Below are 17,268 nucleotides of genomic sequence, written 5' to 3'. Positions count from 1 at the left end.
GTTGCGCGACCTTACCCCATGACCGCACGAGTTGTGTGGTTATCGCGCGAGTTTCGCCTCGAACTGCGCAACCTCACCCTATTATCGCGCGACTTTCGCTCTGAACTGCGTGACCTTCATCCAAAGCTGCGCGAATTAACCGATTATTGCGCGACTTGATCCTTGAATGCGCAACTTTCCGCAGAACTGCGCAAGTTTACCGATTTCGTTAACGGTCTTTTTAAGGTCAATGATTTACTAAATAAAAAAAGCCAGCGTATTCGAAAATATTCGATACACTGACTTTTCAGTTTGCCTGGCGGTGTCCTACTCTCGCGGGGGCAAGGCCCCGACTACCATCGGCGCTGGAGAGCTTAACGGCTGTGTTCGGCATGGGAACAGGTGTGTCCTCTCCGCTAATACCGCCAGACCTAAGTTGTGACAATCAACGATAATGGATACCCAAACCCGATATTTATCAAGGCCAAGGATCATTATAGCCGTTATCGTCGAAAAATGCAAGGGTTTTTTTCAATTGCACCCTGAAAACGGAATAAGAACATTAGGCCATTCCAATGTGAAATGTGTGGTTAAGTCCTCGATCGATTAGTATCCGTCAGCTTCACGTGTTGCCACGCTTCCACCCCGGACCTATCTACCTCCTCGTCTTGGAGGGATCTTACTCACTGAACGTGATGGGAAGTTTCATCTTGAGGGGGGCTTCATGCTTAGATGCTTTCAGCACTTATCCTGACCACACGTAGCCACCCAGCCGTGCTCCTGGCGGAACAACTGGTGCACCAGCGGTGTGTCCATCCCGGTCCTCTCGTACTAAGGACAGCTCCTCTCAAACTTCCAGCGCCCACGACGGATAGGGACCGAACTGTCTCACGACGTTCTGAACCCAGCTCGCGTACCGCTTTAATGGGCGAACAGCCCAACCCTTGGGACCGACTACAGCCCCAGGATGCGATGAGCCGACATCGAGGTGCCAAACCTCCCCGTCGATGTGAACTCTTGGGGGAGATAAGCCTGTTATCCCCGGGGTAGCTTTTATCCGTTGAGCGATGGCCCTTCCATGCGGAACCACCGGATCACTAAGCCCGACTTTCGTCCCTGCTCGACGTGTCAGTCTCGCAGTCAAGCTCCCTTATGCCTTTGCACGCTGTGAATGATTTCCAACCATTCGGAGGGAACCTTTGGGCGCCTCCGTTACCTTTTGGGAGGCGACCGCCCCAGTCAAACTGCCTGCCTGACACTGTCTCCGGACCGGATCACGGCCCTGGGTTAGAATGTTCGTACAGCCGGGGTGGTATCCCACGGATGCCTCCACGTAAGCTGGCGCTCACGCTTCGACGGCTCCCACCTATCCTGTACAAGCTGCACCAACATTCAATATCAAGATGCAGTAAAGCTCCACGGGGTCTTTCCGTCCTGTCGCGGGTAATGCGCATCTTCACGCATAGTATAATTTCACCGGGTCTCTCGTTGAGACAGTGCCCAAGTCGTTGCACCTTTCGTGCGGGTCGGAACTTACCCGACAAGGAATTTCGCTACCTTAGGACCGTTATAGTTACGGCCGCCGTTTACTGGGGCTTCGGTTCAACGCTTCGCGCGCCGAGCGCGCTAACGCATCCCCTTAACCTTCCAGCACCGGGCAGGTGTCAGTCCCTATACATCGCCTTTCGGCTTTGCAGAGACCTGTGTTTTTGGTAAACAGTCGCTTGGGCCTGGTCACTGCGGCTCACGTAAGTGAGCACCCCTTCTCCCGAGGTTACGGGGTCATTTTGCCGAGTTCCTTAACGAGAGGTCTCCCGAACACCTTCGGATACTCTCCGTGCCTACCTGTGTCGGTTTGCGGTACGGGCACCTGTGAACTCACTAGAGGCTTTTCTCGGCAGTGTGAAATCCGGAACTTCGGTACTTGATTTCCCTCCCCGTCACAGCTCAGGATGCGTTGAGCGGATTTGCCTGCCCAACACCCTTGCTGCTTGGACGCACACATCCATCGGTGCGCTTTCCGTATCCTTCTGCGTCCCCCCATCGTTCCAACGCTCACGAGGTGGTACAGGATTATCGACCTGTTAGCCATCGCCTACGCCTTTCGGCCTCGGCTTAGGTCCCGACTTACCCTGAGCGGACGAACCTTCCTCAGGAACCCTTAGGCATTCGGTGAAAGAGATTCTCACTCTTTTTTCGCTACTCATACCGGCATTCTCACTTCCAGACGCTCTACCGGTCCTCACGGTCCGACTTCGCAGCATCCGGAACGCTCTCCTACCATTGTTCGCATGAACAATCCGCAGCTTCGGTGATACGTTTAGCCCCGCTACATTATCGGCGCAGCGTCACTCGACCAGTGAGCTATTACGCACTCTTTAAATGATGGCTGCTTCTAAGCCAACATACTGGTTGTCCGGGCAACGCCACATCCTTTTCCACTTAACGTATACTTGGGGACCTTAGCTGGCGGTCTGGGCTGTTTCCCTCTCGACCATGAACCTTATCACCCATGGTCTGACTCCCAAGGTGTTACGTTGCCGGCATTCGGAGTTTGACTGAATTCGGTAACCCGATGAGGGCCCCTCGTTCAATCAGTGCTCTACCTCCGGAACGCATGCCTTGAGGCTAGCCCTAAAGCTATTTCGGAGAGAACCAGCTATCTCCGTGTTCGATTGGCATTTCACCTCTACCCACACCTCATCCCCGCATTTTTCAACATACGTGGGTTCGGGCCTCCTGTCAGTGTTACCTGACCTTCACCCTGGACATGGGTAGATCACACGGTTTCGGGTCTGCGCCCGTATACTTATGCGCCCTGCTTCAGACTCGCTTTCGCTACGGCTCCGTGTTGGCCACTTAACCTTGCATACGAACGCAACTCGCCGGTCCATTCTACAAAAGGTACGCCGTCACCCATTAACGGGCTCCGACTACTTGTAGGCACACGGTTTCAGGGTCTTTTTCACTCCCCTTCCGGGGTGCTTTTCACCTTTCCCTCACGGTACTGGTTCACTATCGGTCACCGGGGAGTATTTAGCCTTGGGAGATGGTCCTCCCAGATTCCGACGGAATTTCTCGTGTTCCGCCGTACTCAGGATCCACTCCGGAGGAAATGGCTTGTCGACTACAGGGCTTTTACCTTCTCCGGCCGGTCATTCCAGACCGTTTCGTCTAAGCCATTTCTTGATGACTCCCATGGAGTGTCCTATCAACCCCGGAAAGCTATCTTTCCGGTTTGGGCTGGTTCCGTTTCGCTCGCCGCTACTCGGGAAATCGCGTTTGCTTTCTTTTCCTCCGGGTACTGAGATGTTTCAGTTCCCCGGGTGTGCCGTGCGCATCCTATGAATTCAGATACGCATGCTGTCCCATTACGGACAGCGGGTTCCCCCATTCGGAAATCCCCGGATCAACGTCTGCTTACGACTCCCCAGGGCATATCGGTGTTGGTCCCGTCCTTCATCGGCTCCCGGTGCCAAGGCATCCACCGTGCGCCCTTGGTCACTTAACCATTGTTTCATTATTAATCATTGAAATGGATGGCTCTTATTCCGTTTTCAAGGTGCAACAACCACCAAAGGTGGCTGATTCATGAGGGTTGCTCCCTCAAAACTGAACCAAACAGCCATGTATGACATCCGTTTTCTCATTCGTCCTTAGAAAGGAGGTGATCCAGCCGCACCTTCCGATACGGCTACCTTGTTACGACTTCACCCCAATCATTGGCCCCACCTTCGGCGGCTGGCTCCAAAATGGTTGCCTCACCGACTTCGGGTGTTGCCAACTCTCGTGGTGTGACGGGCGGTGTGTACAAGGCCCGGGAACGTATTCACCGCGGCATTCTGATCCGCGATTACTAGCGATTCCGGCTTCATACAGGCGAGTTGCAGCCTGCAATCCGAACTGGGAATGGTTTTGTGGGATTGGCTATCACGTCGCCGCTTCGCGTCCCTTTGTTCCATCCATTGTAGCACGTGTGTAGCCCAGGTCATAAGGGGCATGATGATTTGACGTCATCCCCGCCTTCCTCCGGTTTGTCACCGGCAGTCACCTTAGAGTGCCCAACTTAATGCTGGCAACTAAGATTAAGGGTTGCGCTCGTTACGGGACTTAACCCAACATCTCACGACACGAGCTGACGACAACCATGCACCACCTGTCACTCTGTCCCCGAAGGGAACACGGCATCTCTGCCGCTGTCAGAGGATGTCAAGACCTGGTAAGGTTCTTCGCGTTGCTTCGAATTAAACCACATGCTCCACCGCTTGTGCGGGCCCCCGTCAATTCTTTTGAGTTTCAGCCTTGCGGCCGTACTCCCCAGGCGGAGTGCTTAATGCGTTAACTTCAGCACAAAGGGGCGGAAACCCCCTAACACCTAGCACTCAACGTTTACGGCGTGGACTACCAGGGTATCTAATCCTGTTCGCTACCCACGCTTTCGCGCCTCAGCGTCAGTAACAGACCAGAGAGTCGCCTTCGCCACTGGTGTTCCTCCACATCTCTACGCATTTCACCGCTACACGTGGAATTCCACTCTCCTCTTCTGTACTCAAGTCTCCCAGTTTCCAATGACCGCTCGCGGTTGAGCCGCGAGATGTCACATCAGACTTAAAAGACCGCCTGCGCGCCCTTTACGCCCAATAATTCCGGACAACGCTCGCCCCCTACGTATTACCGCGGCTGCTGGCACGTAGTTTGCCGGGGCTTTCTGGTCAGGTACCGTCAAACCATGGCCCTGTTCGAACCACGCCTGTTCTTCCCTGACAACAGAGTTTTACGATCCGAAGACCTTCATCACTCACGCGGCGTTGCTCCGTCAGACTTTCGTCCATTGCGGAAGATTCCCTACTGCTGCCTCCCGTAGGAGTCTGGGCCGTGTCTCAGTCCCAGTGTGGCCGATCACCCTCTCAGGTCGGCTACGCATCGTCGCCTTGGTGAGCTCTTACCTCACCAACTAACTAATGCGCCGCGGGCCCATCCGTAAGTGACAGCACAAAGGCCGTCTTTCAGCCATCCCCCATGCGGGGAAAGGCATTATCCGGTATTAGCTCACGTTTCCGCAAGTTATCCCGGTCTTTCGGGCAGGTTGCCCACGTGTTACTCACCCGTCCGCCGCTCGTTCCACAGACGCACGCCCCGAAGGGCGATTGTCTGCTTCCCGCGCTCGACTTGCATGTATTAGGCACGCCGCCAGCGTTCGTCCTGAGCCAAGATCAAACTCTCCAAAAAAGTTTGGGATACGACTGACACCGATCAGCCGTTCATTGGCTTCGCTTATTTTTGTGGATTTCAAGGGGTAAGTCATTCAGCCGATATACACATCAGCATTCCGACTTCCTGCCTCTGACATCCATCTGTCATACTGGCTGTTTTGTTCAGTTTTCAAGGAGCAACGAATTGTCTGTCGCTGTCTTTCCCCGACAGCAAAAATTATTATATCACCGTCATAACCGACTGTCAATACTTTTTTAAATAAAATTGATCAATGGAATGAATGAGTGAATTAAATGTGTGCTGTTTTTAAGCAGCAAGAGTTATATTACTACCTCACAAGAAAAAAGTCAATGGTATACAACAAAGAAATTCAATGAATTTTTTCCTGAATAAACACCATACATAATATGCATGAAAATGGAACAAAGTAATCCAACCAGACAGTCCGAGGTGATATAAATGAAAAATGGTATTCGATTACTAGTGTTTGCGTTATTACTGATTCCATTTACGGTGATGGCAGAAGAAAATAATAAACCGGCTCCCAAACACCTTGCTTCCTATAACAACGATGTAACCGGTGATACGGAGAAGGAAACCATTACATTAAAAGGAGTATCATTTGCAGACGATACAAAATACTACATGGATACCTGGGCTTTCCTATCTTCTAAAGATGGAGGCGAATGGGAAATCCAGTATGATGGCGGCTATGAACCGCAAATGCATTTCCATGATTTAAATCATGACGGTGTAAAGGATATTCTGTATCAGAGTTTATCTAACAAAAAGGCCAATTTGTATGACTATCAACTGCATACCGTACAAAAAAACCAACTTAAACAAATACCGCTTCCAAAGCAAACATTTATTCAAGCCATGTTCAAAGATGATTTTCAAGTGGAAGTAAAAATTGCGCCTGATAAAGATCCCTCTATCGTGGATATTAGTGATCGAGATTCCCGTTACATTGAACTCGGTATTTATGATCAAAATGGAGAGTTAATTGAAGAAAACGCCCCCATGATTGAGCCGATTGCGTCCTTTAAACCAGTTAAAATCAATAAGCAAAAAGGATATGGATTAAAAAGTAAACAACGAATCAGTGGCGCGTTCCGCAGTGATCAACTCGGAACGGTGGAAACCTTATGGTATTTTGAAAAAGATCAATGGATTATTTTAAAGACGGAATGGGTACCAAGCAATTAATATCACGTCCTCCCTTTCTGCTTTATGACGACTGACCCGCAATAATCCATTATTAAAAAAGGATCTCCTCCCATACACTGGGCGAGATCCTTTTGATAAACGAAATCACGTTAATTGGCCACGATATTAACAAGCTTCCCTGGCACGACAATTACTTTGCGCACCGTTTTTCCTTCCAGAAACTCCTGAATTTTTTCATGCTGAAGCGCTTGTTTTTCCAGTTCTTCTTTCGATATATCTTTTGGTGCGGTCATTTTGGCTCGTACTTTGCCCATCACCTGCAGAACAACTTCCACTTCATCCTCGACAAGTTTGTTTTCGTCGTACCCGGGCCATTCCGCATAACTGATGGTTTCCGGATACCCCAGAACCTCCCACATTTCTTCAGACAAATGGGGAGCAACCGGGGAAAGCAATTTAACAAATCCTTCCACATACTTTTTCGGAATCGTTTCGGCTTTGTACCCTTCGTTGATAAACACCATCAGCTGTGAAATGCCGGTATTGAAATGTAGATTTTCAAAATCCTCGGTTACCTTTTTAACGGTTTCATGATACACCTTGTCCAGCGGGGAAGCATCGTCCGTGTCAGCAATCTTTTCAGACAACCCGCCCTGCTCATTCACAAATAGGCGCCATACGCGATCCAAAAAGCGGCGCGCTCCGTCCAAACCATTTGTCGACCAGGCAACGGCTGCCTCCAAAGGACCCATGAACATTTCATACAGCCGTAATGTATCGGCACCATGTGTTGAAATGATATCATCCGGGTTAATGACATTACCTTTGGATTTACTCATTTTTTCGTTGCCTTCACCAAGGATCATTCCTTGATTGAAGAGCTTCATGAATGGCTCTTTCGTCGGTACGACACCAATGTCATACAAAAACTTATGCCAGAATCGCGCATACAAAAGGTGAAGCACGGCGTGTTCAGCACCACCGATATAAATATCAACCGGGAGCCATTCTTTTAAAGCGTCAGGATCCGCTAATCCGTCCGGGTTATTTGGATCGATAAACCGCAAGAAATACCAGCAACTTCCGGCCCATTGCGGCATAGTGTTCGTTTCACGCCGGCCTTTCATACCTGTTTCGGGATCCTGAACTTGGACCCAAGGACTCGTTGCCAGTGGCGACTCCCCGGTTCCGGATGGCTTTATTTCATCCATTTCCGGCAATTCAAGCGGCAATTCATTCTCTGGGACAGCACTCATAGAGCCATCTTCCCAGTGAATGATGGGAATCGGCTCTCCCCAATAACGCTGTCTGGAAAACAGCCAATCTCTAAGTCGATAGGTCACTTTTCGTGTTCCGATGTCATTCGTTTCCAACCATTCAATCATTTTAGCAATGGCATCATCGGTATACAGACCGTTAAGGAAATCGGAATTAACGTGTTCCCCGTCTTCGGTATAAGCATCTTCAGAAAGATCTCCACCGGCAACCACTTCTTTAATCGGCAATTCAAATTGCTGAGCAAATGCGTAGTCGCGCTCGTCATGGCCAGGAACCGCCATAATGGCACCACTTCCATAACCCATCAATACATAATCGGCAATCCAGATTGGCATTTTTTCGTTATTAACCGGATTAATGGCGTAAGCACCTGTAAAGACACCGGTTTTTTCTTTAGCCAGGTCGGTTCGCTCCAGTTCTGACTTCGTTTCTATCTCCTTTAGATACGCATCCACTTTTGCTTGTTGCTGAGGTGTCACGATTTTCTCTACAAGCGGATGCTCCGGTGCAAAGACAGCATACGTTGCGCCAAACAATGTATCCGGTCTGGTTGTAAAGGCCGTGAATGCATCTGTTTGACCATCGATAGAAAATGTCACCTCAGCACCCTCGGATCGGCCAATCCAGTTTCGTTGCATCTCTTTAATGCTATCCGGCCAGTCAACATCGTCGAGATCATCCAGAAGACGGTCTGCATAGGAGGTGATCCGCAGCATCCATTGTTTCATCGGTTTGCGCACAACTGGATGACCGCCACGTTCACTCTTACCGTCGATCACTTCTTCATTGGCAAGGACGGTACCAAGCGCCGGGCACCAATTGACTGGAATTTCATCCATATAAGCCAATCCATGTTCATACAATTTAAGGAAGATCCATTGTGTCCATTTATAATAATTCGGATCGGTCGTATTGATTTCACGATCCCAGTCGTAGGAAAAGCCGAGTTCTTTAATTTGCCGTTTGAACGTCGCAATATTTTCGTTTGTGAATGCTGCCGGACTGTTGCCTGTATCAATCGCATGCTGTTCCGCCGGCAAGCCAAACGCATCCCAGCCCATTGGATGAAGCACTTCATAGCCCTGCATCCGTTTCATCCGGGAGTAAATATCCGTTGCGGTATAGCCTTCCGGATGTCCAACATGCAATCCGGCCCCCGATGGATAAGGGAACATATCCAGTGCATACACTTTTTCCTTATTCGAAAATGTATCGGCTTTAAATGTTTTATGTTCAGCCCAATAATTCTGCCATTTCTTTTCGATTTCTTGATGATTGAAGCTCATCACGTGTCCTCCCTTATTCTTTTTTACGGACGGCAAGCAGCATTTCCATACGGGCTTGTCTGCATCAGTCATTTTTTAATAAAAAAGCCACTCATCCCTCTTGTAAGGGACGAGAAGCTTCTCCCGCGGTACCACCCAAATTAACGCAGCACTGGCGTTCACTTATTCCTTAACGCAGATGGACGGCACAAGACGACTGATGGATGATTCGTCCGTGCAGCTTAAAGGTGCGTTCACAAACCCCCAGGGGACAGATAACACTAGCTACTGCCTTGCTTTACCCGGAACGATTCATTACGGCTCCTTTTCTTCAACGGTCAGCTATGTATAACGCATTCTAGCTAATGCACCAATCTTTGTCAAATGTTATCGAGTGTGTAACGTTTCCATTGTTTCTATTTCATGCTAAACTAATCATAGCACGTTACATAAAGGAGTACAAACATTCATGATAAAGGGAATTCTCAAGTATGCACATCATTTGCTGAGTGAATCGATTACCGGGGGAGATACCGTTATCGATGCCACATGCGGCAATGGCAACGACACCGTTTTTCTTAGCAAGACTGTCGGCACTAACGGACATGTTTACGGTTTCGACATTCAGGAGCAGGCCATCATTCATACCAGGGATCGCCTTGCTCGGGAACAATTGACTAACGCAACCATTATTCACGACAGTCATAGCAACTTTATCCACCACATTCCGGTTGACCGTCTCACCCGTCTCGGCGGAGCTATTTTTAATCTTGGTTATCTTCCCGGAAGTGACAAAACCGTTATTACGAATAGTGAAACAACGATTCTGGCGATGGAAGGTATTCTGTCCCACTTAAAGCAAAACGGACTCATCGTACTTGTTATTTATCACGGTCATAAAGGCGGGGACCAGGAAAAAGAGCACCTTCTGCATTATGTAAGTCTGCTCGATCAAACATACTACCATGTTTTATATTATGGTTTTATCAATCAGAAAAACGAGCCTCCCTTCATACTGGCCATTCAAAAAAGACATTAAAGGAAAACGCCCATAACAAACGATTGCTGTTCGTTATATGCGGAATAAACGATTAATTTTCCCTGCTGCTTTTCCGGTTCGCTGCCTTTTGGCCTACCGGAAAACGGGCCTTTGTTTTACAGAACCAATGATAAGCTTTCGCATTCCAGTGAAAAAAGGATGAAGAATGGCCACTTTCGCGAAACAATAGTGTTTTCATATCCCTACCGTTGTTTAGGTTGTTCACTTTCGGGTCGCCCAGATATAGCCCAATAAGGCCTTGATATACCATTTTATGGAAGGGTCTATCCATCAGCTGTTGAACATAACGATCTGCCTGCCTGATAAAATAGCAGAATCGTTCTTTCATCTGATCAACGCTTTCATAATAACGGCAGAAATTCAAATCACCTTCAAGCGTATCTTCCTTTTGGTCAATATAATAATCTAAGAGAATATGCAACCCTTGCATATAAGGGAAATAACTTTCCATGATACGTGTGGCCATGTTTTCGTTCATTCGGCCGCACATGGTATAGGAAACGAGACAGAATACACCCAGGGTTGAACCGGCAGCAGCCGCAAACTCATGCCAGTATAACGAATAGGATGGGCCTTCGTGGTTATGGAACCAGGCCGTTAACCGGCTGATTCGCTCATCCATCCTGACATGTTTATGGACTTGCAAATCACTGTATAGATGTTCCAATTCGGATAAGTGTTCCTGGATAATACCGTAGTTGGCCATGTTCCGCATCGTTTTTTGACACTCCCGGACTAAATCGGCCAAGTATTCGCCATCATCCTGCTCATCATGAAATGCATAGTAATTTTTAATGGGATTATCTTGAGTCAATGCATCGGTCATGGCTTGATGCAGTTGCCGGAAATCGTCCGGATCCATCGACGTGCTCCGATCACACAGATTATCCAAATAATCACTTATCGTCTGATAGGCAACGATGAAACGCACCGCCTCATGCCATCGATAGCCGGCAAGTAAAGCATAAACAGCTCCACCCATACAATGAAACCGCTTTGAACCCATGCTTGCCAGGGCCTGATCCCGCAATTCATTATCCGGTATTTGTTCCGCACGCGTTTGCCAATGTGTTAATTCGTGACGGACTGCTGGGAAGATGTATCTATACACCGCAGTCATTAATGTCATAGGTGTTCTCGGTACGCTGTAACCCAACCCATTCCCTCCAATAGCTTCGACAACAGTTCAGCCCCTTCTTCAGTGACAAGGGACTTTGGCATTTGTTAAAACATCCGGTTTGTCTCCTTCTTTCACAAACACTATACTACTAATATCACCATATTTTGGAGGCGGATTCAAATGATAGACCACTTTAAGCAAACCGAACCCACGATTCATCCATCTGTTTTCATTGCACACGATGCCGACGTAATCGGAGACGTTACTATTCAGGAAGATTCCAGTGTCTGGTTCAAAACCGTTATCCGTGGCGATGTGGCACCGACAAGAATCGGTTCCAGAGTTAATATCCAGGATCTGTCGCTGCTCCATCAAAGCCCTGACTTGCCGATAACGATTGAGGATGATGTAACGATCGGCCACCAAGTCACACTGCATGCATGCACAGTCAGGAACAATGCCCTGATTGGCATGGGGTCCCTTATTCTGGACGATGCCGAAATCGGAGAATATGCCTTTATCGGTGCGGGAAGTCTCGTTCCACCTGGCAAAACCATACCTCCCTATTCGCTTGCATTAGGACGACCAGCCAAGGTTGTTCGCGCATTGACCAAAGAAGACTATGACGAAATGGCGCGCGTTGGAAAATCCTATGTTGACAAAGGGCGGTATTATAAACATCACACCAATACCGGCCAATCGTTTTAACCATACAGCTTCTTATAACGTAAAACGTCAATTATCGGTTTTTTATCTTTCATCAATAGTTCATTGAACATAAATCAGGCGGCTACGATCGTTAGCGAACGTAACCGCCTGTTTTTAATATACATTATTTCATCCGGTCTTTTCGACAGTTCCAACATCTTGTTCACTCAGGGACAATGCGTTCAAATCATATTTATTCTCCACAAAAATCTGATGCCATAACATAAACATGAGAACTGTCCAAATTTTGCGGCTGTAATCCCCCTTGTCTTGACAATGAGCGTCAAGCAGTTCAAGGATGTATGATTTATGCAGCAAATGATCTGTGGAACTGTCATGAATCAACTGTTTTGCCCAATCATACAATTCATTCTTTAACCAATGGCGGATAGGAACAGGAAACCCAAGCTTTTTCCGATCGAGCACATGATCTGGTATTATACCGCGTGACGCTTCACGCAATATGCTTTTCGTCGTGCCATTGGCTGTTTTTAATTGAGGTGGCAGTTGACTTGCCACTCGGAATACCTCTTTATCCAAAAAAGGTACACGAAGCTCCAGAGAATGAGCCATCGTCGTCCGATCCGCTTTTAACAAAATATCCCCGCGCATCCACGTATGAATGTCAATATACTGCATTTGATTAATGAGCGGACCATCGCTCATCTGATCATATAATGGCTCCGTTATTTTCCGATAGGATAAGTCATCCCGGAATGACTTCAGGAACGTTTGCTTTTCATCATCTTCAAACATTTTAGCATTGCCGATGTAGCGATCCCGCAATGGGGTGGTTCCCCGCTGGAGGAAGCTTTTGCCGCGTACCCCTTCCGGCATGACATCAGCGACTCGGCGCAGCAGGTGTTTAGCGGGAGCCGGGATAGAGTCAAACAGTTTCAATGATTCGGGTTCACGATAAATATTGTAACCGCCGAACAGTTCATCAGCGCCCTCACCGGACAAAACGACGGCGACATGCTTCCGTGCCTCGCGTGCCACAAAGTATAGCGGCACACAAGCTGGATCAGCAAGCGGGTCATCCATATGCCACATGATTTTCGGGAGATTGGCCACATATTCCTCCGGGGTGATTCGATAAGCTATGTTTTCCACTCCGAGTTTGTCTGCTGTTTCTTTAGCAACATCAACTTCGGAATAGCCTTCGCGTTCAAAGCCAACGGAAAATGTCTTGATGTCCGGATTTATTTCTTTTGCTATGGCGGCAATAATCGTTGAATCAATACCGCCGGATAGAAACGATCCGACCGGAACATCGCTGCGCATATGCATCTTAACCGAATCAGACATGACATCCCGGATACGTTTTATCCAATCCTGCTTGTCCATCAATACCGGGGAGAATGACGCCTGCCAATAGCGATGCTGCGTCATCTTTTCAGACGGCCGTTTTATAAAGTAATGTCCGGGTTCCATTTTTTGAATGCTCGTTGTCATGGTCATTGGCTCCGGTACAAATTGGAAACTCAAATAATGCTGCAATGCCTCCAGGTTGACATCGTCATGTTCATACATGGAGAGAATGCTTTTCTTCTCAGAAGCGAAAACCATTTCCTCGTCCGTTTCCCGATAAAATAACGGTTTAATGCCAAATGGATCACGTGCGCCGTACAGTGTTTCCTGTTCTTTGTCCCAAATAAGAATGGAAAACATGCCGCGCAAATGGGCAAATGCCTTTTCTTTATATTTTTTGAACAAAGCTGCAATAACTTCTGTGTCCGACTCCGTAGTAAACGTATAACCTTCTGCAGTCAAATCACGACGAAGTTCAACATAATTATAGATTTCACCATTGAAGACGATTAAGATGGTATCATCATCATAGCTTAAAGGCTGCTGACCGCTGTCAGGATCGATAATGCTTAATCGCCGGAACCCAAACGAAACGTAAGCATCATGATAATACCCTTCATCGTCAGGGCCTCTATGTGTCATTACGTTATTCTGCTGTTTAAACGATTTTTTCTCTTCCTCATTGGGTACCGCAGGGTCATTGCGTATCAAACCAATAAAACCACACATTTTCTTGCCTCACTTTCTATCATGTTGCTTGTTTATTATATCAAAAACCAACGACCTATAACGACAAAAAACGCTTGACTATCGTGTTGCACGACAGACGCACACCAACGACAATGGTGAAGATTGTTGATACTGAATTAACGTTTTTCCATCATATCATTAAAATTCAATTTTCTATTTAGAGCATACATTATTGGGATCCCGATAGCCATAATTCCGAATTCCCCCATAGCAGTCAACAGCCATGTCAACAGAAATGGCAAACCAGCTGCAAGATAGAGTTCAAACGCAATGATAAACATATTGAATGTAAATACGATCGTGTTGATGACGAGCAATGTCAACTTATGTTTAATAAATTTAGCCAAAAGTATGATGATTCCTAGCGATAGCGCCGAGTGAGCAACGCCAAATGTTAAATCGTACACACCAGTCGGCGAAAATAAATTCGTCAAGAGGACACCCAATACGATGCCGAAAAAATATTTTTTATTGAAGACAACGAGGTGGTTGAACACTTCAGGGATGCGAAACTGAATGTTCGAGAAGGCAATCGGTGCGATGGCCAATGACACAACGACATAAGTAGCTGCCACCAGTGCATTGGCGGTTAACGTTTTGATATTCAATTATATCACTCCTTAGTTTTTTATCGTGGGATGGTTTCGAACCACGGTTTGGAGATACTCGTTCCAAACGATTCTATTATACCCGAAAAAAAGGAATGTGCAAGACGATTACTACACCAATATTAATCCATATCAGTTTGAACAACGATCGAGAAAGGATACAATGAAATTGGAGGAAATTAGACATTTACTAGAAGGAGGAAAATGTTATGGAAAACATTCTATTCATTGAAACGGGAATGGGTATTGACGTGCACGGTCAGGATGTCAACGTGGCGTCGGAACGGGCTGTGACCAACGCTATCCACTATAATTCCATGCCCGGCGTGCGAACCATGTTGCCGGACAATAGCTTGAATAATATGCACGTATATGTGAAGCTGGCTATTCCGGAAGATCATGATCAGTTGAACGAAGAGAATATCAAGGCACTTATTCCATATGGGACAGTCACTGTGGAAGTAATGAACGGAGGTATGGCCACGACGAGTGGCATTTATTTGGAGGACCAACAAGACACAAACGACCTTATGTATATTGTCAACGCGGTGGTGGAAGTAGGTTACTAACAACGAACACATAACTCCCCATGATGGCATCAATTACCAGACAACAAACGATATCAAACGTAACTTGAAGCGTGCCTGCCCTAATGGGGATGATGTGTATTTTGATAACGTCGGCGGGGAGGATATAAAACGCTGTTATGACACAATAGGAAGTAATTGGTGAGTCCTATGCTGAGACTAACCTTACTACCAGCATTTATCCTTCGTTAAACTGCCATTCAGCGGGCAGAAGGGCCCAATTGAATAACGTTTCACTTTATCAGAACATTGATTGGATCCCGCCTGTTTTTGGTTCTACATAATACCAGTTTCGAGTCGCTGTATGAGAAGCACTATCTTGTTCATGGTCCACGACATCATAGACATGAATGACGTATCGATCATTTTCCATATGATCGTATTCCACTTTTACATTTGGTTTATTTGTAAGCCCCGCATGATCACGAACCAACTTTTGCGCCTCTTTTCTTGTTAATTCCTGTTCGTTGTTCGCATGATTATTCCCTTGGTCATTCACGTCTTTCCTTGTCCTATTTCGTTTGTTGATCTTCCATTGTCCATCCTGAAGCTGGAATGTTACGGTTAAAGTGTAAGCCCCGTAAAGTTCGCTTTCCGCTTCTTGAATAACTTGATATGTTTGATCACTTAGCTTCTTTGTCTGATACGGCTGATTCGTATTAATCCATACGGGAGCATCTTGCGCCTCCAAATACAATTTGCCGTCTTTTTCATGGTAGTATTCGTTGACATACATTTGGGCTAGTTCTTTCGTTGTAACGTCTGTTAGCTTCTTGATTAATTCTGATTTTGAATCGAACGTTTGGACCCGGCCGTTCTTGTTCGTTTCCTGAATCAATAATTGTTGAAAGGTATGACTCAATGTTTCAACTGGCGGTTTTTCAGCCGCTTTATTATCCGGCTGATTTTGTCCGTTTTTCGTTTGTCCCTCATCTGCCTCATGATTGTTTTGACCCTTGTCAGAACCATCGTTGCTATGGCCGTCCATTTCCGTTTGCTGTTCCTGATTGCCAGACGTGTTCTCAGACTTTCCCTGATCATTCTCCGGTGTTCCACAGCCACTTAAACCAAGTACAAGAATTCCTGTCATTGCAATTGTGATAACCCATTTCATAAGCTCTCTTCCCTCCTAATGAGCGTACTTATAACACCATTCCCGTATTATATTTGTATGAATCAGATTCGTGAATTACAATTGTTAGAGTTTTTTCGGAAAGCACTTAACAAAGGTTGTTCCATAGAGCGAGCAAGTATGAGCAATGCTCGCTGATCCTAGTTATTTCTAGGCTTCTTTTGACAGAATCTACACACCCGCCTGCTATAAAACATAACATATAACGACTTTTGCACTATTGGAGTTGATTCAATTGAGTATTGCAGTCGGTACGCACTATATTTACACCGTTCAAGCGGGCGATACCCTTTACGAAATAGCTAATCGTTTTTCGAGTTCCCCACAAGCAATTGCTGAGGCAAATCATTTATATCCGCCAGTCACCGCTCCTGAATTAATCTTCCCCGGTCAACGATTAGTTGTCTCCACTGCCGGCAATATCGACACGTATTACATGGTAGCACCCGGAGATACACTAACTGATATTACCATACGTTTTTCGACTACCTATGGATTAATGACTGCAATGAACCCTGCTATCAATAACCCAGATGTTATCATCTCCAGCCAGCAGCTTGATGTCCCAGCCTTTATTTATAATGTAGAGAAAGGGGATACTCTCTTTCAAATTCAACAACGATTTGGCATTCACCGTTCAGAAATAATCAGAGCTAATCTTGGCCGCCCGGGCTTTTCACCTGATCTCATTTGGCCGGGATATTCACTAATTATTCCGCTTCCTTCCACAGCAAATATCACCGTCACTTACCCGATACCTGGAACGGTTATCCAAGATGGTTTCCCTGTTGCGGGATGGGTTCGCAGTTTTGAGGGAAATGTCCTCCATCAGATTCGTGATAGCAATGGCGTGATTGTATCCAATAAAAGGGCTGCCACTGCAAGCCAGGGTGCACCAGCTTACGGATTTTTCCAAAGCTCTTTGCCATTTGACAGGCAGCCCACCTCTGATATTGGGGACGTTTGGGTATATACGAGGAGTCCAAGAGATGACGAAATACAGGATTTGGTCCAGGTGAAAATTCATTTTATTATTTAAGGTGGGAATAGGGAGTCAGACATCCGCAAATAGCAATTCAAAACTAC

The 17,268-nt window shown here is 46.8% G+C and carries 10 protein-coding genes, 3 rRNA genes and 1 riboswitch; of the genes, 5 read left to right on the top strand and 8 right to left on the bottom strand.

Going from position 1 to position 17,268, the window contains the following annotated elements:
* Positions 1-293 precede the first annotated feature (293 nt).
* The 3 genes from rrf to ACZ5Q7_RS09070 form a co-directional block, all read right to left on the bottom strand.
* Positions 294-409 (bottom strand): 5S ribosomal RNA (rrf, locus tag ACZ5Q7_RS09080).
* A gap of 156 nt (positions 410-565) precedes the next feature.
* A 23S ribosomal RNA gene (locus ACZ5Q7_RS09075) occupies positions 566-3,490 on the bottom strand.
* Between the two features lie 149 nt (positions 3,491-3,639).
* Positions 3,640-5,208, bottom strand: a 16S ribosomal RNA gene (locus ACZ5Q7_RS09070).
* The 16S, 23S and 5S rRNA genes sit together here, the layout of an rRNA operon.
* Positions 5,209-5,652: 444 nt before the next feature.
* On the opposite strand from ACZ5Q7_RS09070, the gene ACZ5Q7_RS09065 reads away from it, so the two are divergent.
* The gene (locus tag ACZ5Q7_RS09065; protein WP_343751790.1) at positions 5,653-6,402 is read left to right on the top strand and encodes a hypothetical protein; all 750 of its coding nucleotides are present in this window, start codon (positions 5,653-5,655) and stop codon (positions 6,400-6,402) included.
* 110 nt (positions 6,403-6,512) lie between these two features.
* On the opposite strand, the gene leuS is transcribed toward ACZ5Q7_RS09065, so the two are convergent.
* A complete protein-coding gene (gene leuS, locus ACZ5Q7_RS09060) occupies positions 6,513-8,927 on the bottom strand; it encodes a leucine--tRNA ligase (RefSeq protein WP_343751789.1) in 2,415 nt (804 codons plus the stop codon).
* 448 nt (positions 8,928-9,375) lie between these two features.
* Here leuS and mnmM point away from each other — a divergent pair, with 448 nt between their 5' ends.
* Entirely contained in the window at positions 9,376-9,945 is a 570-nt protein-coding gene (gene mnmM / locus ACZ5Q7_RS09055; RefSeq protein ID WP_343751788.1) for a tRNA 5-(aminomethyl)-2-thiouridylate-methyltransferase MnmM, read from the top strand.
* A 52-nt stretch (positions 9,946-9,997) separates the two neighbouring features.
* Here mnmM and ACZ5Q7_RS09050 read toward each other — a convergent pair whose 3' ends face one another.
* Entirely contained in the window at positions 9,998-11,122 is a 1,125-nt protein-coding gene (locus ACZ5Q7_RS09050; RefSeq protein WP_343751786.1) for a tetraprenyl-beta-curcumene synthase family protein, read from the bottom strand.
* Positions 11,123-11,266: 144 nt separating this feature from the next.
* Between ACZ5Q7_RS09050 and ACZ5Q7_RS09045 the strand changes: the two genes are divergently transcribed.
* The gene (locus ACZ5Q7_RS09045; protein WP_343751785.1) at positions 11,267-11,794 is read left to right on the top strand and encodes a gamma carbonic anhydrase; all 528 of its coding nucleotides are present in this window, start codon (positions 11,267-11,269) and stop codon (positions 11,792-11,794) included.
* Between the two features lie 129 nt (positions 11,795-11,923).
* Here ACZ5Q7_RS09045 and asnB read toward each other — a convergent pair whose 3' ends face one another.
* Both asnB and ACZ5Q7_RS09035 read right to left on the bottom strand, forming a co-directional pair.
* Entirely contained in the window at positions 11,924-13,834 is a 1,911-nt protein-coding gene (gene asnB / locus ACZ5Q7_RS09040; protein ID WP_343751784.1) for an asparagine synthase (glutamine-hydrolyzing), read from the bottom strand.
* Positions 13,835-13,971: 137 nt separating this feature from the next.
* Positions 13,972-14,463 carry a QueT transporter family protein gene (locus ACZ5Q7_RS09035; RefSeq protein ID WP_343751783.1) on the bottom strand — a complete coding sequence of 164 codons (492 nt, stop codon included), beginning with the start codon at positions 14,461-14,463 and terminating at the stop codon, positions 13,972-13,974.
* Positions 14,464-14,469: 6 nt separating this feature from the next.
* Positions 14,470-14,514, bottom strand: a riboswitch (PreQ1 riboswitch).
* Between the two features lie 158 nt (positions 14,515-14,672).
* Here ACZ5Q7_RS09035 and ACZ5Q7_RS09030 point away from each other — a divergent pair.
* Positions 14,673-15,032, top strand: coding sequence for a Lin0512 family protein (locus tag ACZ5Q7_RS09030; protein WP_343751781.1), 360 nt, complete (start codon positions 14,673-14,675; stop codon positions 15,030-15,032).
* A 259-nt stretch (positions 15,033-15,291) separates the two neighbouring features.
* On the opposite strand, the gene ACZ5Q7_RS09025 is transcribed toward ACZ5Q7_RS09030, so the two are convergent.
* Complete coding sequence (locus tag ACZ5Q7_RS09025) at positions 15,292-16,164, bottom strand: hypothetical protein (RefSeq protein WP_343751780.1); 873 nt, start codon at positions 16,162-16,164, stop codon at positions 15,292-15,294.
* 253 nt (positions 16,165-16,417) lie between these two features.
* Here ACZ5Q7_RS09025 and ACZ5Q7_RS09020 point away from each other — a divergent pair, with 253 nt between their 5' ends.
* Positions 16,418-17,221 (top strand): LysM peptidoglycan-binding domain-containing protein, encoded by an 804-nt coding sequence (locus tag ACZ5Q7_RS09020; RefSeq protein WP_343751779.1) that lies wholly within the window; start codon positions 16,418-16,420, stop codon positions 17,219-17,221.
* Positions 17,222-17,268 lie beyond the last annotated feature (47 nt).

This window comes from Lentibacillus halophilus (assembly GCF_055395055.1).
The sequence above is the reverse complement of the archived record's forward strand: the minus strand, read 5'-3'. Positions and strand labels throughout refer to the sequence as shown.

Bases quoted from the DNA above. Each gene is read 5' to 3' on its own strand.
- ACZ5Q7_RS09065 (WP_343751790.1), top strand. From the start codon at position 5,653: ATGAAAAATGGTATTCGATTACTAGTGTTTGCGTTATTACTGATTCCA.
- leuS (WP_343751789.1), bottom strand. From the start codon at position 8,927: ATGAGCTTCAATCATCAAGAAATCGAAAAGAAATGGCAGAATTATTGG.
- mnmM (WP_343751788.1), top strand. From the start codon at position 9,376: ATGATAAAGGGAATTCTCAAGTATGCACATCATTTGCTGAGTGAATCG.
- ACZ5Q7_RS09045 (WP_343751785.1), top strand. From the start codon at position 11,267: ATGATAGACCACTTTAAGCAAACCGAACCCACGATTCATCCATCTGTT.
- asnB (WP_343751784.1), bottom strand. From the start codon at position 13,834: ATGTGTGGTTTTATTGGTTTGATACGCAATGACCCTGCGGTACCCAAT.
- ACZ5Q7_RS09030 (WP_343751781.1), top strand. From the start codon at position 14,673: ATGGAAAACATTCTATTCATTGAAACGGGAATGGGTATTGACGTGCAC.
- ACZ5Q7_RS09025 (WP_343751780.1), bottom strand. From the start codon at position 16,164: ATGAAATGGGTTATCACAATTGCAATGACAGGAATTCTTGTACTTGGT.